This is a genomic window from Panacagrimonas perspica (assembly GCF_004364935.1).
Lineage (GTDB): Bacteria > Pseudomonadota > Gammaproteobacteria > Nevskiales > Nevskiaceae > Panacagrimonas > Panacagrimonas perspica.
On record NZ_SOBT01000009.1, the window covers coordinates 972,758 to 993,127 of the forward strand.

Annotated in this window: 15 protein-coding genes; 9 read left to right on the forward strand and 6 right to left on the reverse strand. The window is 67.9% G+C overall.

Features of this window, described 5'->3' with window-relative positions:
- Positions 1–62 precede the first annotated feature (62 nt).
- Positions 63–863, reverse strand: a complete 801-nt coding sequence (locus DFR24_RS15870) for an enoyl-CoA hydratase/isomerase family protein (RefSeq protein WP_162851247.1) — start codon at positions 861–863, stop codon at positions 63–65.
- Positions 864–1,170: 307 nt separating this feature from the next.
- Between DFR24_RS15870 and DFR24_RS15875 the strand changes: the two genes are divergently transcribed.
- The 3 genes from DFR24_RS15875 to DFR24_RS15885 all read left to right on the forward strand — a co-directional run bounded on the left by DFR24_RS15875 (position 1,171) and on the right by DFR24_RS15885 (position 4,517).
- Positions 1,171–2,793, forward strand: a complete 1,623-nt coding sequence (locus tag DFR24_RS15875) for an AMP-binding protein (RefSeq protein ID WP_210772521.1) — start codon at positions 1,171–1,173, stop codon at positions 2,791–2,793.
- 52 nt (positions 2,794–2,845) lie between these two features.
- Positions 2,846–3,628, forward strand: coding sequence for an SDR family NAD(P)-dependent oxidoreductase (locus DFR24_RS15880; RefSeq protein ID WP_133882358.1), 783 nt, complete (start codon positions 2,846–2,848; stop codon positions 3,626–3,628).
- Between the two features lie 109 nt (positions 3,629–3,737).
- Entirely contained in the window at positions 3,738–4,517 is a 780-nt protein-coding gene (locus tag DFR24_RS15885) for an SDR family NAD(P)-dependent oxidoreductase (RefSeq protein ID WP_133882359.1), read from the forward strand.
- Between the two features lie 78 nt (positions 4,518–4,595).
- Here the strand turns inward: DFR24_RS15885 and DFR24_RS15890 are convergent, their stop codons facing one another.
- The 5 genes from DFR24_RS15890 to DFR24_RS15910 all read right to left on the reverse strand — a co-directional run bounded on the left by DFR24_RS15890 (position 4,596) and on the right by DFR24_RS15910 (position 11,773).
- Positions 4,596–5,357: a citryl-CoA lyase gene (locus DFR24_RS15890; protein ID WP_133882360.1), complete on the reverse strand. Its 762-nt coding sequence runs from the start codon at positions 5,355–5,357 to the stop codon at positions 4,596–4,598.
- A 95-nt stretch (positions 5,358–5,452) separates the two neighbouring features.
- Complete coding sequence (locus DFR24_RS15895; protein ID WP_162851248.1) at positions 5,453–6,235, reverse strand: TetR/AcrR family transcriptional regulator; 783 nt, start codon at positions 6,233–6,235, stop codon at positions 5,453–5,455.
- A gap of 46 nt (positions 6,236–6,281) precedes the next feature.
- The gene (locus DFR24_RS15900) at positions 6,282–7,022 is read right to left on the reverse strand and encodes a helix-turn-helix domain-containing protein (protein ID WP_162851249.1); all 741 of its coding nucleotides are present in this window, start codon (positions 7,020–7,022) and stop codon (positions 6,282–6,284) included.
- 271 nt (positions 7,023–7,293) lie between these two features.
- Positions 7,294–8,193 carry an acyl-CoA thioesterase gene (locus DFR24_RS15905; protein ID WP_133882363.1) on the reverse strand — a complete coding sequence of 300 codons (900 nt, stop codon included), beginning with the start codon at positions 8,191–8,193 and terminating at the stop codon, positions 7,294–7,296.
- Between the two features lie 229 nt (positions 8,194–8,422).
- On the reverse strand, positions 8,423–11,773 hold the full coding sequence (locus tag DFR24_RS15910; protein WP_133882364.1) for a transglutaminase family protein: 3,351 nt from the start codon (positions 11,771–11,773) through the stop codon (positions 8,423–8,425).
- 363 nt (positions 11,774–12,136) lie between these two features.
- Between DFR24_RS15910 and kdpF the strand changes: the two genes are divergently transcribed.
- From kdpF to DFR24_RS15940, 6 genes are all read left to right on the forward strand, one after another.
- Complete coding sequence (gene kdpF / locus DFR24_RS15915; RefSeq protein ID WP_133882365.1) at positions 12,137–12,226, forward strand: K(+)-transporting ATPase subunit F; 90 nt, start codon at positions 12,137–12,139, stop codon at positions 12,224–12,226.
- A gap of 17 nt (positions 12,227–12,243) precedes the next feature.
- Complete coding sequence (gene kdpA / locus DFR24_RS15920; RefSeq protein WP_133882366.1) at positions 12,244–13,941, forward strand: potassium-transporting ATPase subunit KdpA; 1,698 nt, start codon at positions 12,244–12,246, stop codon at positions 13,939–13,941.
- 185 nt (positions 13,942–14,126) lie between these two features.
- Positions 14,127–16,175: a potassium-transporting ATPase subunit KdpB gene (gene kdpB / locus DFR24_RS15925; protein ID WP_133882367.1), complete on the forward strand. Its 2,049-nt coding sequence runs from the start codon at positions 14,127–14,129 to the stop codon at positions 16,173–16,175.
- 17 nt (positions 16,176–16,192) lie between these two features.
- Positions 16,193–16,777, forward strand: a complete 585-nt coding sequence (kdpC, locus tag DFR24_RS15930) for a potassium-transporting ATPase subunit KdpC (RefSeq protein WP_133882368.1) — start codon at positions 16,193–16,195, stop codon at positions 16,775–16,777.
- Positions 16,778–16,899: 122 nt separating this feature from the next.
- On the forward strand, positions 16,900–19,575 hold the full coding sequence (locus DFR24_RS15935; RefSeq protein ID WP_133882369.1) for a sensor histidine kinase: 2,676 nt from the start codon (positions 16,900–16,902) through the stop codon (positions 19,573–19,575).
- Positions 19,572–20,264 carry a response regulator gene (locus DFR24_RS15940; protein ID WP_133882370.1) on the forward strand — a complete coding sequence of 231 codons (693 nt, stop codon included), beginning with the start codon at positions 19,572–19,574 and terminating at the stop codon, positions 20,262–20,264. Before DFR24_RS15935 ends, DFR24_RS15940 begins: the two co-directional genes overlap by 4 nt.
- Positions 20,265–20,370: the final 106 nt, after the last annotated feature.

Here is a 20,370-nt window from a genome sequence, read left to right on the forward strand (position 1 = left end):
CTTTCGGGCTTCGAACGCCGGTCCCGGACTTCGTCCGGGCTACGTTCCGGGGTTTCGGTTCGTCAGCCGCGTGGTTTGTGCTGCCCGAGAAAGGCGTCGATCTTCGCGAGGAAGGCCGGCCGCGCACAGAATTCGCGCTGGTACATGCGCTCAGCTTCGAGCATCGCGCTGAAGCCCGCACCGGGACTTGCGTCGACCATCGTGCGCGTGGCCACTACCACGTCGGCCGGCACGCTCACGAGCTTCGCCGCGGCTGCCTGGGCACGCACCAGCAGTTCCGCGTCGGGGATCACCTCCCAGACCAGCCCGAGCGACGCGCTGCGCGCGGCGTCCAGCGTCTCGCCCAGCAGCATCGCGCCGAGTGCGACGACGCGGCCGCCCAGGCGCTGCAGCAGCCAGTGCGCGCCGAGGTCGGCGACGATGCTGAGCTGTTGCGCCTGCACGAACTTGAGCTTGCCCGACGCACCGCAGAGCACCACGTCCGCGGCCAACGCCATCGCGGCGCCACCACCGGCGGCCATGCCGTTGATCGCGGTCACCAGCGGCTTGGGAAACGCGAACATCGCGGCCACCACCGGGTTGAAGCGCTCGCGCATCGCCTCGCTGACCTGCTCGCCCGAATCCATGTAGCGCTGCTGCGCGTGCACTTCGGCGAACGAGTTGAGATCCGCGCCGGCGCAGAACGCCTTGCCCGCACCGGTGATCACCAGGGCCTTGCAGGCCGGATCCTTCGCGAGCGTCGCCAGCGCGGCGAGCATCTCGTCCATCAACTCGAATCCGAGCGCGTTCAGCCGCTCGGGCCGGTTCATCGTCAGCGTCGCGACACCGCTGGCCGTATCGAGTGCAAACGGAGCCAGGCTCATGCGGCCACCTGCGCGCCCGCGCCGACGATGATCGTCCGCGAGATTCCGCTGCCGTCGCCTGCCGAGGGGATGCCGCCGTCCATTGCTTGCTCCTGTGTACCGCGGATCTGCGCGAACCGACGCGCTCCGGGGCATGTCGAACGAGTGTGGCCCCGGCTGCTTCGAAGGGTCTTGTACCGACCGGCTCAAGGCGACCGGTGGGCGCAAGACTCGGAACGAAGTGTCCCCGCAGTCTCGCCGTTCGTGCGGGTCGGACCGCCGGCAGGTACACACCGCTACACGACCCAAAACCGCGCGAGGAGAGTTGATGGTGCAGACGCAGACGACGCTCATCAACCGGGTCGCGATCGGGGACATCCCGCGCCGCGTGGCCGTGCTGTATCCGGACAAGATCGCGTTCATCGACGGCGATCGCCGCGTCACGCATCGCGAGTTCGACCAGCGTTGCAACCAGTTCGCGCGCCATCTGCTCGGCCGTGGCTTGAAGAAGGGCGATGCCGTCGCCTGCCTGTGCGTGAACTCGCTGGATTTCATCGTCGCCGCTTTCGGCATCGCCAAGGCAGGGCTGGTCTGGGTGCCGATGAACGTGCTGCTCAAGCGCCAGCAGCTCGATTACATCCTGGAGAAGGTCGACGCGAAGCTGCTGATCGTCGACGAGGCGTTGTTGCCGGTGATGCGCGAAGCCGGGCGCACGCCGCCGGACCTGCTGACCATTGACGATCCCTCTCCCGTAGCCCGGACGAAGTCCGGGGGCCCGAATTCGTCGGCCGAGGCATCCCCGGACTTCGTCCGGGCTACGGGGGGGAACTTCGCCTACGCTTTCTCCGGCCAACCGACCACCGACCCCGAAGTCGAGATCCAGGACCGCGATACCGCCATCGTCATGTTCACCAGCGGGACCACCGCCGAGCAGAAGGGCGTGGTCATCAGCCATCTCGCGGTGTACCTGGCGACGCTGAACAACATCATCGAGATGGAGATGCGCACCGACGACGTCACCGTCGCGATGCTGCCGTTCTTCCATTGCGCGCAGCACACGCTGGTCAGCTCGTTTCTGCATCGTGGCGCCACGCAGATCGTCATGCGCGGGTTCGACGCCGAAACGCTGATGCGGCACATCACGGACCAGCGCGTCACCTGGTGCTTCGCGCTGCCGACGATGTGGCGCGCGGTGCTCGATCACCCGCAACGCGCGAAGTATCGCTTCGACTCGATGCGCTACGGCCTGTACGCGATGACGCCGATGGACGCCGAGACCTTGTCGCGGCTGATCCACGAGATTTGCCCGCGCTTCGCGCTCAGCAGCGGACAGACCGAGGTGTATCCGTCGGCCTGCGTGTTCCGCCCCGAATACCAGTTCACGAAGAAGGGTCAGTACTGGGGTCAGCAGGGACTGACCTGCGAATTCCAGATCATGGACGACGCCGGAAATCTGCTGCCGCGAGGACAGATCGGCGAGCTCGTCGTACGCGGACCCACCGTGTTGATGGAGTACCTCAAGGACGAGGCCGCCACGGCCGCCTCGCGCGAGCACGGCTGGCACCACACCGGCGATCTCGGCCTCATCGACGAGGACGGGCAGTTCCTGTTCAGCGATCGCAAGAAGGACATGATCAAGTCCGGCGGCGAGAACGTGGCGTCGTGCACCGTCGAGGGCGCGCTGCTCGGGCATCCGGGCGTGGCGGCCGCGGCCGTCGTCGGCCTGCCGCACGATTACTGGATCGAGGCGGTCACCGCCTTCGTCGTGCCCAAGCCCGGCATCGCGCTGAGCGAAGACGAGATCGGCGCCTGGTGCCGCGAACGCCTGGGCAAGCACGAGGTGCCCAAGCGCGTCGTGTTCCTCGAACGTTTTCCGATGACCGTGACGGGAAAGATCCTCAAGCACGTCATCCGCAGCGAACACGCCGGGCTGTTCCGCGAGCCGGGATGATCGCTCGCGGGCCCGAATCATCCGCCATCAGAACATCGAGAGGAGACGCCGCATGCTTCAGCACAAGGGCTCCGGCCGACTGGCCGACAAGGTCTGCATCCTCACCGGCGGCGCTTCGGGTATCGGCGAGGCGACGGCACGCGTCTTCGCGGCCGAGGGCGCGCGTCTGATCATCGTGGACATCCAGGTCGACAAGGGCGAGAGGCTTGCTGCGGAGCTTGCAAAGGCCGGTGGCACCGTGGTGTTCCAGCGCTGCGACATGTCCGTGCATGCGCAAGTGAAGAGCCTGATCGAGTTCTCCGAGAAGCGCTTCGGGCGTCTCGACGTGCTGGTCAACAACGCCGCCGTCGAAAGCCCGAAGGCCGAGGTCGACACGACCGAGGAGGAGTACGACCACATCATGGACGTCAACGTGAAGGGCGTGTTTCTGTCCACGAAGTACGCGGTGCCGCTGATGAAGAAGAACGGCGGCGGTTCGATCATCAACATCTCGTCGGCCTACGGCATGATCGGCTCGATCGGATTCGGTGCGTACCACGCATCGAAAGGCGCCGTGCGCCTGTTCACGAAGAGCACCGCCGTGACGCATGCGCGTCACGGCATCCGCGCCAACTCGATCCATCCCGGCGCGGTCGACACGCCGCTGCTGCGCGAGGCGATCAACAGCAACGACGATCCGAAACGTTTCGAGAAGACGGTGGCGGAATCCCAGCCCATCGGCCGTCTCGGCCGGCCGGAAGAGATCGCCTACGGCTGCCTGTTCTTCGCGTCGGACGAATCGAAGTTCTGCATCGGCAGCGAGCTGAGCATCGACGGCGGCATGGTCGCCCAGTGATCGGACGCATCCGTAGCCCGGACGAAGTCCGGGGCTGCTGCACGCAATACGACCGGACCCCGGACTTCGTCCGGGCTACGTTCCACTTCAGGATCAGGAGAGCATTCCCATGACATTCGGCATCAAGACCCCGGAATACCCGGCGGGTTGCGCGGTCATTTTCGGCGGCAGCGGCGGGCTCGGCCAGGCCACGGCGGGCCTGATGGCGGAGCGTGGCAGCGACATCGTCGTGACCTACCGCTCGCGCGCCGACGAGACGAACCAGTTCGTCGAGAAGCTGCGCGGACTCGGCTACAAGGCGCAGGCCATCGCCTGCGACGTGACGGACCGCGCGCAGGTCGACGCCGTGTATGCCAGCGCCGTGAAGTCCTTCGGTCGCGTGCACACCGTGGTGTCGGCAGGCGGCCTCGTGTTCGACACCGGCCCGCTGGCGGACTTCAAGTTCGAGTCCTTCCGCGGCGTCATCGAGACCGACGTCATCGGATTCTTCAACATCGCGCAGAGTGGCATCCCGGTGCTGCGTGCCGGCAAGGGCGGCTCGTTCGTCGCGCTGATCACCTGCGCCACGCAGCGCACCGTGCCGCTCGACGCGCTGTCTGCCACGCCCAAGGCCGCCGTGCAGATGCTGATGCGCCACATCGCGACCGAGGAAGCGCGCAACGGCATTCGCGCCAACGCGGTGGGACCGGGCGTCATCGACGGAGGGATGGTTACCGAGATGATGAAGACCGAAACCAAGAAGCTGCTCGACATGGCGGTGGAGTACACGCCGCTCGGCCGGCTCGGCCTGTGCGAGGAGGTCGCCGAAGCCGTGGCGTTCCTCGCATCGTCCAGGGCGGCCTACATCACCGGGCAGGCCTTGATGGTGGATGGCGGCCTGTCGGCCTGAGCGCACCGTAGCCCGGACGAAGTCCGGGGTTCCCCCTCGAAGACGGAGCGCAACCCCGGACTTCGTCCGGGCTACGGGTTACGGGGCCTCGTAGGGCACCGCCGCGTCCACGGCCTTCCACATCGCACCGCCAGCAGGCTTGCGCTGTTCTTCGTACAGATGCCCGATCAGTCCCGCGGCACGGCTGAGCACCGCGAAGCCGCGCATCACCGAAGGCGGTACGTCGATCTCGAGCAGCAGCGCGGCGATGGCGCCGGTGGCGTTGATCGTCAGATGCCGGCCGTACGCGCGATCGATTTCACGCGACAGCATCTCGAGCAGACCGATGTAGCGGCCGCTGACGCCGGCCGCGCGTCCCACGGCGAACAGCGCGGCCGGTCGCGGATCGTCGGGCCGATGATGCGGATGCCCGAAGCCCGGCAGCGACTTCTTCTCGGCACGGTGCTGAGCGACGATGTCGCGTGCCGTCGCCTCGGCGCCATCACCGCTGTCCGCGAGCTGGCACAGGATCGTGGCGCTGCCTTCCATCGTGCCGACGAACTGGCTGCCCACGCCGAGCAGGCCGGCCGCGATCGCCCCCTGCAGCGATTCCGGCGCGCCGAGATAGGTCAGTCGCGCCGCCGCCGCGCTGGGTGTCATGCCGTGCTCGCAGAGCGTCACCAGCACGGCATCGAGCACGGCGCGTTCGGTCGGTCCGCAGTTGCGTCCGGTGACCTGCATGAACACGAACTCCGTGAAGCTCGTCTTGCCGATCAGCTCGGTGCAGAGATTGCGCTCGCGCACGAATATCTCGGTTTCGTTATAGCGGCACAGTTCGGTGGTCGCGTTCGTGGATTTCATGGCGGTGCTCGGGTTCGAACTCACGTGGCCCGGGCGAAGCCCGGGGGTTCACCTCGTCGGGAAGCAACAGCCCCGGGCTTCCTCGGCAACGGGTGTCAGACCGTTGCGCGCGTGACCTTGCGTCGCGACTTCGCCGGCGGCGGAGCAGCAGGCGCAACCGTCGCCGCACGCCGCTTGGCGACGGGCAGCGACGCCGTGATCGGAGCCGTCTCCGGTGTCTGCGTGCTGAAGCGCTTCGGCAGCTGGCGTTCGAGCACGCGCAGGCGCGCGCTCAGGTGATCACGCTGCGTGGCGTCGGCCACGCTGTAGAGCAGCACCGCGGTGCCGTAGAGCACCTGCGCACGGAACTGGTCGTCGTCGAGCTCGGACTGCACCCACAGGTCCAGCGCGCCGAGCGTGTTGACCACCATCATCCGCGCGAGCTGGTCGTGCGAGATCACTTCCGGAAGCTGGCCGGCCTCGGCCAGGTGCAGCAGTGCCTGCTTCCAGTAGAACAACGCGCGATCCATGTACGCCGGGCGATTCACCGGATCGTGGATGCCGAGCAGGAACTGGTACAGCGGCCGGTAGAAGCGCGGATCGGAGGCGAACTCGTCGCCGGCGGTCTGCGCCGCGTGCAGCACCATCTCGACCGGATCGGGCGACTTGCCGCGGCCGCGCGCGATGTCCGAGAACAGGCCGTCGACGGAGCGGTTGAGCAGCGCGTAGAGAATCCCGCCCTTGGATCCGAACAGGTTGTATGGCGTGGGGCCGCTCAGCGACGCGCGCTCGGCGAGCACGGCCATCGAGAACTCCGTGGTCCCCGTCTTGCGGATCAGCGCCTCGGCCGCATCCAGGATCCGGCGCTTGCGATCCTCTTTCTGGATTTCGCGCGACATGCTGCCTTTGTCGAGCTTTCCGCGCGGTGATTCTTGCGTGAACAAGCTAGGGCTGCGAAAAGATGGCGAGGCGGCGCGAGCCGGCAAAGATGTCGCGCGGCGTGTAGCCGTAGAACTGCCGGATCGAGTGGCTGAAGTGCGTCGAGTCCGCGTAACCGGCATTGAGCGCGACATCGAGCAGGTTCAGCGGATTGGCGATCAGCGGCATCAGGCCGCGCGCCCGCTTCCAGGCGCGGAAGCGCCGGAACGTGGTCTGGGTCTGGTCGCTGAACAGATGCGTGAAGCGCGAGAACGACAGCCCTGTCATCGCGGCGCAGTCCTCGGCGGTCAGGCGCCCTGCGGGGTCGTCCTTCATGCGTTCGATGGCGCGGGCGATGCGCGAATCGAGGTCGCGCGCCGGCAGGCGCTCGCCGAAGAAGCGCAGGTCGAAATCCTCGGACGGGCACGACGACAGCGGTCGCGACAGGCCGGCCCGGATCGTCGCGGCGACCCGCTGGCGCTGCACGGGTGTGGCCAGGAACTGGTCGTGGAAGCGGCAGCCGTCGACAGCCTCGGCCTCCACCAGCACCTCGGCCATCTCGCGGTCCGGCGTAGAAACCAGGTGCGGCGTGTAAGGCGGCACGGCGACGAAGGTCTCGCTGCGCGACGGCCCATCGTCGATCGACGCCTCGAAAGGCGTGTTGATCGCCACGTACAGCGTCCACGCGCCGAAGTAGCGGACGCCGGGCGTGCCGAACAGTCCGCGGTAGGCAATGCGCGTGGGCGTGACCAGCATCATGCGGTCCATCCCCCGCGCCTTCCGCGACGAGGACGTCAGGGAATGAGGGGGGTGACTCGAGAACTTCGGCTCGCGACGTCGCGCATGCTCCATCGTGTTTCTCCTCCAGCGGGTCGTGGATCCGTGATCGGCCCATCGCCCGAAAGTTTTATCGCACTAAAAGATCGCACGGGCAGAGGGTCGGGGGCAAGTCCGGGTTGCACGCGGCCGACCCGTAGCCCGGGCGCGCGCTCCGCAATTCGAGGGGAACCCCGGGCTTCGCCCGGGCTACGGTGTGCCGTCAGTCCAGCAGCGCCTGCTGCGCGGCGCTGGCCAGCAGCAGACCGTCGCGGTTGAACATCGCCCCGCGCCCGAACCCGAAGCCGTTGCCGGCGACCGGGCTCTCCACCTCGTACAGCAGCCAGTCGTCGACGCTGGGTGCGGCGTGGAACCACATCGAGTGATCCAGGCTGTGCATGCGGTTGGACGGATCGAGCAGGCCTTCCGTGTGCGGACTGCGCGTGGGCCAGCACAGCCAGTAGTCCGACAGGAACGCGAGCGCGGCGTACTGCAGCAGCGGCTCGGACGAGATCGCGACGGTGGGCTTGAGCCAGGTCGCGAGTCGCGGCTCCGGCGAACGTGACAGCAGGCCTTCCGCACCGCGAACCGGTTTGACCTGCACCGACTTCTTCGAGAGCAGGCGTTGGCGGATGCGTTCCGGCACCCGGTCACCGACGGCCGCGGACAGGGCTTCGATGTCCGCCAGCGATTCGGGCGCAGGCGCGAGGTCGCGCGCCTGTACCTGGTGTTGCGGCGGCGCCAGCACGTGAGCGTCGTTGAGATAGACCTGCGCCGAAAAGATCAGCCGGTCCGACTGGATCATCTGTACGCGCCGATGGCTCAGTCGTGCGCCGTCATGAGCGCGCTCGACGATCAGCTCCAGCGTCTGCCCCGCACGCCCGGGCCGCAGGAAGACGCCCTGGATGGACCGCGGCACGCGCGTGGGGCAACTGAGCATCGCGGCGCTCAGCGTGTTGGCGATGAACTGGCCGCCGAACAGATTGCCGTTCATGTTCAGGCCCAGGCGCGGGTTCACGTAGCGGTCCGGTCCGACCGGATCGAGTCGCAACGCGCCTTCGAGTTCGATCGGATTCCACGGCGGTGTGTCGCCACTGCGCTGCGTGTCGTTCGTGCTGCCCATCACCGCGAATCTCCACGTGTCCGATGCGCAGTGTGCAGGCGCATCCGCTTGATCGCACGCATCGCGTAGCCCGGGTGAAACCCGGGATGCCCGCTTGGACACGCGCGCACGCGCTGAGATGGACGAGGCCCGGGTTGCGCCCGGGCTACGGGTGGGCGCACTCGCTCAAAAGCCTGCCCCTCTCCCATGCGATGGAGCCGCATGGGGAGAGGGAGCCACTGTCTTGCTCTCAGCTAGGTCGGCGCAAATCCAAGGTGCACGGATAATCCGGATTCGGCGACTCCGACGGCGGCCAGTACGTCGACGGCGTGTGCCCGCTCGGCTCGAAGCGCGACAGGCGCCGCGCCTCGGCCTCGTAGTTGTTGATCGGGAACGTCTCGTAGTTGCGACCGGCCGGGTGCATCACGTGATACGTGCAACCGGCGACGGCGCGACGATGACGCGCGTCGTAGAGATCGAACACCAGCGGCGTGTGCACGCCGATCGTGGGATGCAGCGCCGACGCCGGTTTCCAGGCGCGGTAGCGCAATCCACACACGTACTCGTCGCGCACGCCGGTGGCGCGCAGCGGCAGGCGGCGTCCGCTGACGGTGACGAAGTGACGACCCGGCACCAGCCCGCGCGTCTTGATCTGCACGCGTTCCAGGCTGGAGTCGACGAAGCGCGTCGTGCCGCCGGCGCTGCCTTCCTCGCCGAGCACCGGCCAGGGTTCGAGCGCGTGGCGCAGTTCCACCTCGATGCCCTGGTGGCCGATGGTGCCGTGCTGCGGGAAGCGGAACTCGAAGTGCGGCTCGAACCACTCCGCGCGGATCGGGTAGCCCCATTCCTTGAGTTCGTTGAGCACGTCGAGGAAGTCGGCCCAGACGAAGTGCGGCAGCATGAACTCGTCGTGCAGGCGCGTGCCCCAGCGGATCAGCGGCGCGGTGTAGGGCTTGTTCCAGAACGCCGAGATCAGCGAGCGCACCAGCAACTGCTGCACGAGGCTCATGCGTGCGTGCGGCGGCATCTCGAAGCTGCGGATCTCGAGCAGACCCAGACGACCGGTGGGGCCATCGGGCGAGTACAGCTTGTCGATCGACAGCTCGGTGCGATGCGTGTTGCCGGTGATGTCGATCAGGATGTTGCGGAACAGGCGATCGACCATCCACAGCGGGAACTGCGCGGCATCGGCGCTGGTGCCGGCCGGCGGCAGTTGCGACAGCGCGATCTCCAGCTCGTACAGCGCCGAGTCGCGGCCTTCGTCGGGACGCGGATGCTGCGACGTGGGGCCGATGAACAGCCCGGAGAACAGGTAACTCAGCGACGGATGGTTCTGCCAGAAGCGGATCATGCTCGCGAGCAGGTCGGGCCTGCGCAGGAACGGTGAATCCGCCGGCGTGCCCGCACCGACGACGATGTGATTGCCGCCGCCGGTTCCCACCGCACGGCCATCGATCAGGAATTTCTCGGTGCCCAGCCGCGTGAGGCGCGCCTGCTCGTAGATCTCCAGCGTGATCTCGCGCAACTGGTCCCAGGAATGCGCGGGATGGATGTTCACCTCGATCACGCCGGGATCCGGCGTCACGCGCAGCACGTTGAGGCGCGGGTCGGTCGGCGGCGGATAGCCTTCGAGGCGCACCGGCACGTCGAACTCGGCAGCGGCGTCCTCAACGGCGGTGACCAGATCCAGATAGTCGGCAAGACCTTCCACCGGCGGCATGAACACGCACAGGAAGCCTTCACGCGGCTCCACTGCCAGCGCGGTGCGCACGTTGCCGCCCTGCAGGTAGGCGCCGCGGCGTTCCGGCGGCGGCTGGTCGCGTTCCGACGTGAGCTTCTGCTGGCGCTCGCGGCGACGCTTCTCCTGCTCGGTGACCGGCGCCTGCAGGAACGGCTGGCGACGGATGTCGGGCGTGGGCAGCGGCTCGCGCTTGGCGAACGGGTCGTACGGAATGACCTGGGGCACGGCGCCGGCCGGCAGCCAGGGCAGCGTCTCCAGCGGCAGGCGGAAGCCCACGGGCGAGTCGCCCGGGATCAGGAACATGCGGCCGCCGCGGAAACTCCAGCGTTCGCTGATCCAGGCCTGCGTCTGCCAGCGCTGGACCGGCAGCGCGTAGCCCTTGGGCACATCGAGGCCGCGCGAGAACACGCGTGCGATGCGGGCGCGTTCCTCGGGGTCCTTGAGCTTGCTGTCGTCCGCGGAGACGTTCTCCGGCAGCTTGCGCTCCCGGTGCAGGTAATAGAACGCGTCCTCGTAGGCGGGGACCGCGTTGTCCGGATTCACCTCGAGCCGCTCGGCGATGCCGCGGATCAGCGCACGCGCCGAGAGTTCGTTGGCCTTGGTCGAGCCGTCGGCGAGATCACCACGCACGATGGGCTTGCCGTCGCCGCGCCAGTACAGCGCGTAGGCCCAGCGCGGCAGTGATTCGCCCGGGTACCACTTGCCCTGGCCGAACGTCAGCAGGCCGTTGGGTGCGAAGCGGTCCTTCAGGCGGCGGATGAGCTGGTTGGCGAGGCCCTCCTTCATCGGGCCGACGGCGGCGGTGTTCCACTCCGCGCCCTGCATGTCGTCGATCGAGATGAACGTAGGCTCGCCGCCCATCGTCAGGCGCACGTCGCCGGCCTTGAGCTTGGCGTCGACCTCGGCGCCGAGCTTGTCGACCGCCGCCCATTGTTCGTCGGTGTACGGCTTGGTGACGCGCGCGGTCTCGAGCACGCGCGTGACCTTCATCTCGTGCGCGAACTCGGTCTTGAGTTCGCCTTCGCCGGCGAAGGACATGGTCCCCGAGATCGGCGCGGCGGTGGCGGGTTCGGGCGTCGCGCACAGCGGGATGTGGCCTTCGCCCGCCATCAGGCCGGAGGTCGGGTCGAAGCCGATCCAGCCCGCGCCCGGCAGGTATACCTCGCACCAGGCGTGCAGGTCGGTGAAGTCGACCTCGGTGCCGCTCGGGCCATCGAGCGACTTCACGTCCGGCGTGAGCTGCACGAGGTAGCCGGACACGAAGCGCGAAGCCAGGCCCAGGCGGCGCAGCAACTGTACGAACAGCCACGACGAGTCGCGGCAGGAGCCCGACGCGTTGGTCAGCGTCTCTTCCGGCGTCTGCACGCCGGGTTCCATGCGGATGAGGTACTTGATCGACTGCTGCAGCGACCGGTTCAGGTCCATCAGGAAGTCGATCGTGCGCATCGGCGTGCGCGGGATGCTGTCGACCAGCTGCTTGAACAGCGGCGTCATCTCGATCGTGCGCAGATACGGCTCGAGGTCCAGCTTGAGCGCGTCCGCGTACTTGAACGGATAGGTCTCCGCGTCCGGCTCGACGAAGAAGTCGAACGGGTTGTAGATCGCCATGTCGGCGATCAGGTCCACCGTCACCGAGAAGTGGTCCACCGGCTCCGGGAACACGACGCGCGCCTGCCAGTTGGAGAAGGCGTCCTGCTGCCAGTTGATGAAATGCGGCTCGGGCTCGATCTTCAGCGAGTAGCTGAGCACGCGCGTACGCGAGTGCGGTGCGGGCCGCAGGCGGATGATCTGGGGCGACAACGTCACCCGGCGGTCGTAGGCGTAGACCGTCTGGTGGAGCAAGGCAGCGTGCAGGGGCATGGGTCTTCGGTTCGATCCTGTCGCGGGCAGGGATGATACGTGGCCGCGTGCCCGCTTCCGCGGGAGGCTGCTGGTCGTAGCAAGAATCGATGCAGGGTAGGCGGCCACCCCTGTACTGCCCCCGGTCCGTGCTGTTCCTTCTCCCTCGGGGAGAAGGTGCCCCGAAGGGGCGGATGAGGGAGTGTCGGGTAGGGCACCGAATCTCCCTCACCCCCCGGCGGGCTCACGGGACTGACATTGAGTCAGTCCCGTAAGCCCGCCGCCTCTCCCTGCGGGAGAGGGGAGCACAGCCTTATGGAATCTTTATAGCCGGCCCCCGGTTTCCGTCTCGAATCTTCATGTTCCCCGGCGCACAGTGACCGCATGAACGCCGAGTCCTTGTTCGCCCTGCTGATCGCGGCCGCGGTTGCGGCCTACCTCGTCTACGCGCTGCTGCGCCCCGAACGCTTCTGAGCCCGGGAGACGCCGACATGCACGGGCACGACCTGTTCCGCTTCCTGTTGTTCGTGGCGCTGCTGCTCGCGCTGGCGCCGCCGCTGGGCGCCTGGCTGACGCGGGTGTTCGAAGGCCGTGCGCGCGGCCTGGGTGGAGTCGAAACGGGTCTTTACCGGGCGGCCGGCATCGACCCGGCGCGCGAGCAGACCTGGGCGACGTACGCACGCAGCCTGCTGGCCTTCAACGGCGTCGGCCTGGTGCTGCTGTTCGCGCTGCTGATGCTGCAGGGCGTGCTGCCGCTGAACCCGCAGCACCTGCCCGGACTGAGCTGGCACCTGGCGTTCAACACGGCGGCGAGTTTCATCACCAATACCAACTGGCAGTCCTACGGCGGCGAAAGCACGCTGTCCTATCTCTCGCAGATGGCCGGGCTGTGCGTGCAGAACTTCACCAGCGCGGCGACCGGCTTCGCGGTGGCGGTGGCGCTGATCCGCGGCATCACCCGCCGCGAGACGCGCTCGCTCGGCAATTTCTGGGCGGACATGACGCGCGTGACCTTGTACGTGCTGTTGCCTTTGTCCTTGCTGCTCGCGGTGTTCCTGGTCTGGCAGGGCGTGCCGCAGAACTTCGACAGCTACGTGTCGGCCACGACGCTCGACGGCGGCACGCAGACGATCGCGCATGGCCCGGCCGCGTCGCAGATCGCGATCAAGCAGCTGGGCACCAACGGCGGCGGCTTCTTCAACGCCAATGCGGCGCACCCGTACGAGAACCCGACGCCGCTGTCGAACCTCGTGCAGGTGCTGTCGATCCTGCTGCTGCCGGCGGCGCTGGTGTTCGCGTTCGGCCGGATGGTGGGAGATCGCCGGCAGGGCTACCCGTTGCTGGCGGCGATGCTGCTGCTGTTCGTCGTCGGCTTCGGGATCGTCTACGCGATCGAGTCGCACCCCAATCCCCTGCTGGCCTCGCTGCCGCTGGATCACCACGCCGGCAACCTCGAGGGCAAGGAGGCGCGCTTCGGTGTGTTCGATTCAGCGTTGTGGGCTACCGCGACGACGGCCGCGAGCAACGGCTCGGTGAACGCGATGCACGACAGCTTCCTGCCGCTGGGCGCGCTGGTGCCGCTGGTGAACATGATGCTCGGCGAGATCGTGTTCGGCGGCGTCGGTGCCGGGCTGTACGGCATGCTGCTCTACGTGCTGCTGACGGTGTTCATCGCCGGCCTGATGGTGGGCCGCACGCCGGAGTACCTGGGCAAGAAGATCGAAGCGCGCGAAGTGCGTCTGCTGGTGCTCGCGATGCTGTCGATGCCGTTGTGCATCCTGGTGTTCGGCGCCGCCGCCATCGTCGTGCCGCAGAGCCTGTCCGGATTGCAGGATGCCGGCCCGCACGGCCTCACCGAGCTGCTCTACGCGTACACCTCGGCCGCCGCCAACAATGGTTCGGCCTTCGCCGGCTTCACCGCCAACCTGCCGTACACCAACACGATGCTGGGCCTGGCGATGCTGATCGGCCGCTACGCCTACATCCTGCCGCTGCTGGCCGTCGCCGGCAGCTTGGCCTCCAAGCGCGCGGCGCCGGTTTCCGCCGGCACCTTCCCGACGCACGCGCCGCTGTTCGTCGGCCTGCTGATCGGCGTGATCCTGATCATCGGCGGCCTGACGTTCTTCCCGGTGCTGGTGCTGGGGCCGGTGGCGGAGCACTTCGCGATGCTGGCGGGGACCACCTGGTGATGTGTTGCCGGGCGTTTTCACCGCAAAGGCGCAAAGGGAAAAGAAAGGACGCAAAGGAAAAGAATGAAAACTCCGTCTCCTGAAATCGAGCTGCTCGAACGGGAATCTGCCCTGATCCCATCTTTGCGACCTTTCTTTTCCCTTTGCGCCTTTGCGGTATTTGGCTTCGATACCGCGCACACGCCATGAAGACTCTCTCCCTGACACCCAATAACGCGCTATGGCTCTCCGCATCGCAGGCCAGCCTGCGCAAGCTCGACCCGCGCGCGCAGCTGCGCAACCCGGTGATGTTCGTCGTCTGGATCGGCGCGGTGTTCGTCAGCGTGCTGTGGCTGCGCGACCTGTTCGGCGACGGTGATGCCTTGTGGTCGGGGCAGATCGCGCTGTGGCTGTGGTTCACGGTGCTGTTCGCGAACTTCTCCGAGAGCTTGGCCGAAGGCCGCGGCAAGGCGCGCGCGGATTCGTTGCGCTCGGCCAAGGGCGAGACCGAGGCCAAGAAGGTGCAGCGTGACGGCAAGCGCATCGAGCGCGTGTCCAGCCGCAGCCTGCGCGCGGGTGACATCGTGCTGGTGGAGGCCGGCGACAACATCCCGGGCGACGGCGAGGTCATCGAGGGCATCGCCACCGTCAACGAAGCGGCCGTTACCGGCGAATCGGCACCGGTGCTGCGCGAATCGGGTGGCGATCGTTCGAGCGTGACCGGCGGCACCAAGGTGGTCTCGGACTGGATCAAGGTGCGCATCACCGCCAATCCGGGCGAAAGCTTTCTGGATCGCATGATCGGCCTGGTCGAAGGCGCGGCGCGGCAGAAGACGCCGAACGAGCTCGCGCTGTCGGTGCTGCTCACCGGCCTGACCTTGATCTTCCTGATGGTCGCCGTGACCTTGCCGTTCTTCGCGCACTACTCAGGCGGCAAGCTGCCGGTGACGGCGCTGATCGCGCTGCTGGTCACGCTGATCCCGACGACGATCGGCGGCCTGCTGTCGGCCATCGGCATCGCCGGCATGGATCGTCTCGTGCGCGCCAACGTCATCGCCAAGTCCGGTCGCGCAGTGGAGGCGGCCGGCGACGTCGACGTGCTGCTGCTCGACAAGACCGGCACGATCACCTACGGCAACCGCATGGCCGAAGCCTTCCTGCCGGCGCCGGGTGTCGACGAGGTCGAGCTGACGCGTGTGTCGTGGCTGTCGTCGCTGTCGGACGGCACCGCAGAAGGCCGCTCGATCGTCGAGCTGGCGAAGCGCCGGCTGGGTGATCTGGGCAGCGACGCGCAGCGAGTGACGAAGTCGGTGGAGTTCACGGCGCAGACGCGCCTGTCGGGCGCCGATCTCGACGACGGCACCGAGCTGCGCAAGGGCGCGGTGCAAGCGGTGATCACGTACGCGTTCGGCAGCGATGAGTCGCACGTGCCGCCGGCGTTCCGCAAGGCGGTGGAGCGCATCGCCGAATCCGGCGGTACGCCGCTGGCGGTCGCGGTGAAGCAGGGCGGCGAGACGCGGCTGCTCGGCGCGATCCATCTCAAGGACGTCGTGAAGCCCGGCATCCGCGCGCGCTTCGCCGAACTGCGTGCGATGGGCATCCGCACGGTGATGATCACCGGCGACAACCCGCTGACGGCGGCGAGCATCGCGGCCGAGGCCGGCGTCGACGACTTCCTCGCCGAGGCCACGCCCGAGCGCAAGCTCGAACTGATCCGCAAGGAGCAGCAGGGCGGGCGCATGGTCGCGATGTGCGGTGACGGCACCAACGATGCGCCGGCGCTGGCGCAGGCCGACGTCGGCGTGGCGATGAACGACGGCACGCCAGCCGCGAAGGAAGCGGCCAACCTCGTCGATCTCGACAGCGACCCGACCAAGCTGATCCAGGTGGTCGAGATCGGCAAGCAGCTGTTGATCTCGCGCGGCTCGCTGACCACGTTCTCGATCGCCAACGACATCGCGAAATACTTTGCGATCCTGCCGGCGCTGTTCGTGAGCCTGTACCCGCAACTGGCGCCGCTGGACGTGATGCGCCTGCATTCGCCGCAGTCGGCGATCCTGTCCGCGATCATCTTCAACGCGCTGATCATCGTCGCGCTGATTCCGCTGGCGCTGCGCGGCGTGCGCTACGCGGCCCTGTCGGCGTCCGCGCTGCTGCGGCGCAACCTGCTGATCTATGGCCTCGGCGGCATTGTCGTGCCCTTCGTCGGCATCAAGCTGATCGACGTGCTCGTGTCGGCCGTGGGCCTTGCCTGAGCCAGAGGAACCGGAACATGAACAGCATTCTTCGTCCCGCGCTGGTGCTGACGCTGGGCTTCACGGCGCTGACCGGCGCGCTGTATCCGCTGGCCGTCACCGGCATCGCGCAGTCGCTGTTCCCGCAGCAGGCGCACGGCAGCCTGGTGGAGCACGGCGGGCACTTGATCGGCTCCGGGCTGATCGCGCAGGGCTTCACGTCCGATCGCTACTTCCATCCTCGGCCGTCAGCGGCCGGGCAGGGCTACGATGCGAGCGCATCGAGCGGCTCCAACCTGGGTCCCACCTCGAAAGCGCTGATGACGGCCGTCGCGGAACGCACCGCGGCGCTGCAGAAGGAGAACCCGGGCCAGGCCACGGTGCCATCGGAACTGGTGACCGCCTCGGGCAGCGGCCTGGATCCGCATCTGTCGCCGGCTGGCGCGCAGTTCCAGGTGGCGCGCGTCGCCAAGGCCCGCGGCCTGACGGCGGTCCAGGTGCAGCAGCAGGTCGATGCGCTGACCGAAGCGCGCGCGCTGGGGGTGTTCGGAGAAAAACGCGTCAACGTGCTGAAACTGAATCTGGCGCTCGATGCGCTGCCCGGTCTTGCACCCGTACCTTGAAGCACGAAACCGTAGCCCGGGTGAAACCCGGGGCTTCTGGTTCGCGGAGAAAAAGCCCCCGCTCTTTGGCTTCGCGAAATTCAACACCCGGGCTACGCGGTGACGTGGCTTAAAGTAAACGCATGAGCCCCGCCGCCACGCGTCCCTCGCCCGAGCAACTGCTCAAGGACGCGCGTCGCGCGGGACGGGGCCGCCTGAAGGTCTTCCTCGGTGCGGCACCCGGCGTCGGCAAGACCTACGCGATGCTGCGCGCGGCCCATCGCGCGAAAGCCGACGGCATCGACGTCTGCGTTGGCCTGATCGAGACCCATGGGCGGCTCGAGACCGAGGCGCAGCTCGCCGATCTCGAACGCCTGCCGCGCGCCAAGGTCGAGTACCGCGGCCGCACGTTCGACGAGCTGGATGTCGAAGGCATCCAGAAGCGGCGCCCGCAGCTCGTGCTGGTCGACGAGTTCGCGCATTCCAACGTCACCGGTGCGCGTCATCCCAAGCGCTACCAGGACGTCGACGACCTGCTGACGGCCGGACTCGACGTGTGGACGACGCTGAACGTCCAGCATCTCGACAGCCTCAATGACGTCATCGCGCGCATCACCGGCGTGACCGTGCGCGAGACCGTGCCCGACGAGGTGCTCGATGGCGCTGACGAGATCGAGCTGATCGATCTTCCGCCGGAAGACCTGATCCGGCGCCTGAAGGACGGCAAGGTCTACGTGCCGGAACAAGCGCGGCAGGCGCTGACGCAGTTCTTCGGGCAGGGCAGCCTCACGGCGCTGCGCGAGCTGGCGTTGCGCGCCGCGGCCGAGCACATCGATTCACAGCTGCTCGAATTCAAGGCGCGTCACGCCGTGGACGAGCCCTGGCCGACGCGCGAGCGCCTGCTGGTCTGCGTCAACGAGCAGGACATCAGCCGCACCGTCGTGCGCGCAGCGCGCCGCATCGCGGAGCACCGGCGCATCCCGTGGATCGCCGTGCACGTGCAGACGCCGCGCGCGCTGTCGATGTCCGACGAGGCGCACGATCGCGTCGAGCGCAATCTGCGGATGGCGCAACGCTTGGGCGCCGACGTCATCACGGTGCCGGGCACCGATCTCGTCGAATCGCTGGTGGAACTGGCGCGCACGCGCAACGCCTCGCAGATCGTCGTCGGACGTCCGCAGCCGAGCCGCTGGCGCTGGCCGTGGACGCGCTCGATCGCTGCCGAGCTGATGCGTCGCGCGACGCCGCTCGACATCACGGTGGTGACCTGGAGCGGCCCGGAGGCGGCCGCCAGCGAGCCGCTGCCGCGTCCGCGCCTGCCGGCGCCATCGTGGAAGCCGTACGCCGCGACCGTGCTGATCTGCGTGGGCGCGACCGCGATCTCGCAGGTGCTCGACCAGTTCGTCGGGCTGCTGAGCCTGGGCGTCGTGTTCCTGCTCGCCGTGCTCGTCGTCGCGGTGCGCTTCGGCCTGTTCCCGGCGCTGTTCGCGAGCCTGCTCAGCTCGATGCTCTACAACTACCTGTTCACCGAGCCGCGCTTCAGCCTGATCGTGCACGACCGCGACGACTTCGCGGCGGTGGTCTCGTTCTTCCTGGCTGCGCTGCTCGTCGGCAATCTCGGCGGCCGGCTGCGCCAGCAGATCGAGGCGCTGCGCACCAGCACGCGCCGCGCGCAGGAACAGGCGGAGCTGAGCCGGCGCCTGGCCAGCGCGCTGGAGCAGCGCGAGGTGGTGCGCGCCACCGTCGAGCATCTGGCGAACACGCTGTCGACCGAGGCCGTGCTGATGCAGCCCGGCGCCGAAGGCCGGCTGATCGTCATGGCCGGCAGCGGCAACACGCGCCCGCTGGAGGAGCTGGCGCAGGCCGCAGGGCGCTGGGCCTGGGAACACGAGGCGGAGGCCGGTGCCAGCACCGACACGCTGCCCGCCTCGCCGTGGCGCTTCCTGCCGCTGGCCACCGCGCGCGGCAAGCTCGCGATCCTCGGCGTCAACGCCAAGCAGCGTCCGCGCGAGATCGACGAGGAAGATCTGCGCCTGATGCAGTCGGTCGGCGATCTGGCCAGCCTCGCGCTGGAGCGCACGCGCCTGGCCGCGGATCTGGAATCTTCGCGCCTGACCAGCGAGACCGAAGGCCTGCGTGCCGCGCTGCTGTCGTCGGTATCGCACGACCTGCGCACGCCGCTGGTGTCGGTGCTCGGCGCGGCGGAGGCGCTGGCCTCCGATGACGGACGGCTCGACGACGGTGCGCGCCGCGAACTGGCCGCGCACGTGCTGGAGGAAGCAGAACGCCTGAACCGCTTCGTGCAGAACCTGCTGGACATGACGCGCCTGTCCTACGGAAAGCTCAGTCCTCGCCTGGATGCCTGTGACGTCGCCGAGCTGGTGGCGGGCGCGCGCCGGCGCGTCGAGCGCCAGCTCGCAGGACGAACGCTCGACATCACGATCGCCAGCGAACTGCCCCTGATCCGGGTCGACGCCGTGCTGATCGAGCAGGTGCTGGTGAACCTGCTCGACAACGCGATGAAGTATTCGCCGACGGATTCACCGGTGCGCGTCGAATGCCGCGCCGAGAAGGGCGACGTGCGGATCTCGGTGATCGATCGCGGGCCGGGAATTCCCGAGGCCGATCGCGAGAAAGTGTTCGACATGTTCTACCGCGTGAAGCAGGGTGATGGTCGCGCCGCCGGCACCGGGCTGGGGCTCGCGATCTGCCGCGGCATCGTGGCTGCGCACGGCGGGACGATTCGCGTCAGTGCGGGAACCGACGGGCAGGGCACGCGCATGGAGGTGCGGTTGCCGGTATCGGGAAGCCCCTCGTGAGTCACGAGGCCGGGCGCATTCTCGTCGTCGACGACGAGGCCTCGGTGCGCAAGCTGCTGCGCATCGGCCTGTCGTCGCACGACTACGAGGTGATCGAGGCGGGTGACGGTGCCGAAGCGCTGCGTCTTGCAGTCGCGCGCGCGCCGCGGCTGGTGATCCTCGATCTGGGCCTCCCCGACATGGATGGCGTCGACGTGGTGCGACGCCTGCGTGAATGGAGCGCGGTGCCGGTGATCGTGCTGTCGGCGCGCGATCGCGAAGACGACAAGATCGGCGCGCTCGATGCGGGCGCGGACGACTACGTGACCAAGCCTTTCAGCGTCGCCGAACTGCTGGCGCGCATACGCGTGGCGCTGCGACGTGCGGCGAGTCCCGATGGTGCGCCGGTGTTCGAGCACAACGGTCTGCGCGTGGATCACGTCGAGCGGCGCGTGAGCCTGGACGGCGCCGCCGTGGCGCTGACGCGCAAGGAATACGCCTTGCTGAGCGAGCTGGTGCGACACGCCGGTCGCGTGCTGACGCACACCCACCTGCTGCGCGCGGTGTGGGGGCCGGGTCACGAGCACGACACGCAGTACCTGCGCGTGTTCGTGCGCCAGTTGCGCGAGAAGCTACACGACGACCCGGCGCAACCGCGCTGGATCGCCACCGAGTCGGGGGTCGGGTATCGGTGGTTGGTGAATGGCTGAGCTTTCGTAGCCCGGACGCAGTCCGGGATCCTGGCCCGATCTGCGAGAGAGATCCCGGACTTCGTCCGGGCTACGGGAGCCGGAGCAGGTGCACGCAGTAGACTCG

What these genes read in the sequence shown, in the direction of transcription:
- DFR24_RS15870 (WP_162851247.1), bottom strand. Translation starts at nt 863, where the DNA reads ATGAGCCTGGCTCCGTTTGCACTCGATACGGCCAGCGGTGTCGCGACG.
- DFR24_RS15875 (WP_210772521.1), top strand. Translation starts at nt 1,171, where the DNA reads ATGGTGCAGACGCAGACGACGCTCATCAACCGGGTCGCGATCGGGGAC.
- DFR24_RS15880 (WP_133882358.1), top strand. Translation starts at nt 2,846, where the DNA reads ATGCTTCAGCACAAGGGCTCCGGCCGACTGGCCGACAAGGTCTGCATC.
- DFR24_RS15885 (WP_133882359.1), top strand. Translation starts at nt 3,738, where the DNA reads ATGACATTCGGCATCAAGACCCCGGAATACCCGGCGGGTTGCGCGGTC.
- DFR24_RS15890 (WP_133882360.1), bottom strand. Translation starts at nt 5,357, where the DNA reads ATGAAATCCACGAACGCGACCACCGAACTGTGCCGCTATAACGAAACC.
- DFR24_RS15895 (WP_162851248.1), bottom strand. Translation starts at nt 6,235, where the DNA reads ATGTCGCGCGAAATCCAGAAAGAGGATCGCAAGCGCCGGATCCTGGAT.
- DFR24_RS15900 (WP_162851249.1), bottom strand. Translation starts at nt 7,022, where the DNA reads ATGGACCGCATGATGCTGGTCACGCCCACGCGCATTGCCTACCGCGGA.
- DFR24_RS15905 (WP_133882363.1), bottom strand. Translation starts at nt 8,193, where the DNA reads ATGGGCAGCACGAACGACACGCAGCGCAGTGGCGACACACCGCCGTGG.
- DFR24_RS15910 (WP_133882364.1), bottom strand. Translation starts at nt 11,773, where the DNA reads ATGCCCCTGCACGCTGCCTTGCTCCACCAGACGGTCTACGCCTACGAC.
- kdpF (WP_133882365.1), top strand. Translation starts at nt 12,137, where the DNA reads ATGAACGCCGAGTCCTTGTTCGCCCTGCTGATCGCGGCCGCGGTTGCG.
- kdpA (WP_133882366.1), top strand. Translation starts at nt 12,244, where the DNA reads ATGCACGGGCACGACCTGTTCCGCTTCCTGTTGTTCGTGGCGCTGCTG.
- kdpB (WP_133882367.1), top strand. Translation starts at nt 14,127, where the DNA reads ATGAAGACTCTCTCCCTGACACCCAATAACGCGCTATGGCTCTCCGCA.
- kdpC (WP_133882368.1), top strand. Translation starts at nt 16,193, where the DNA reads ATGAACAGCATTCTTCGTCCCGCGCTGGTGCTGACGCTGGGCTTCACG.
- DFR24_RS15935 (WP_133882369.1), top strand. Translation starts at nt 16,900, where the DNA reads ATGAGCCCCGCCGCCACGCGTCCCTCGCCCGAGCAACTGCTCAAGGAC.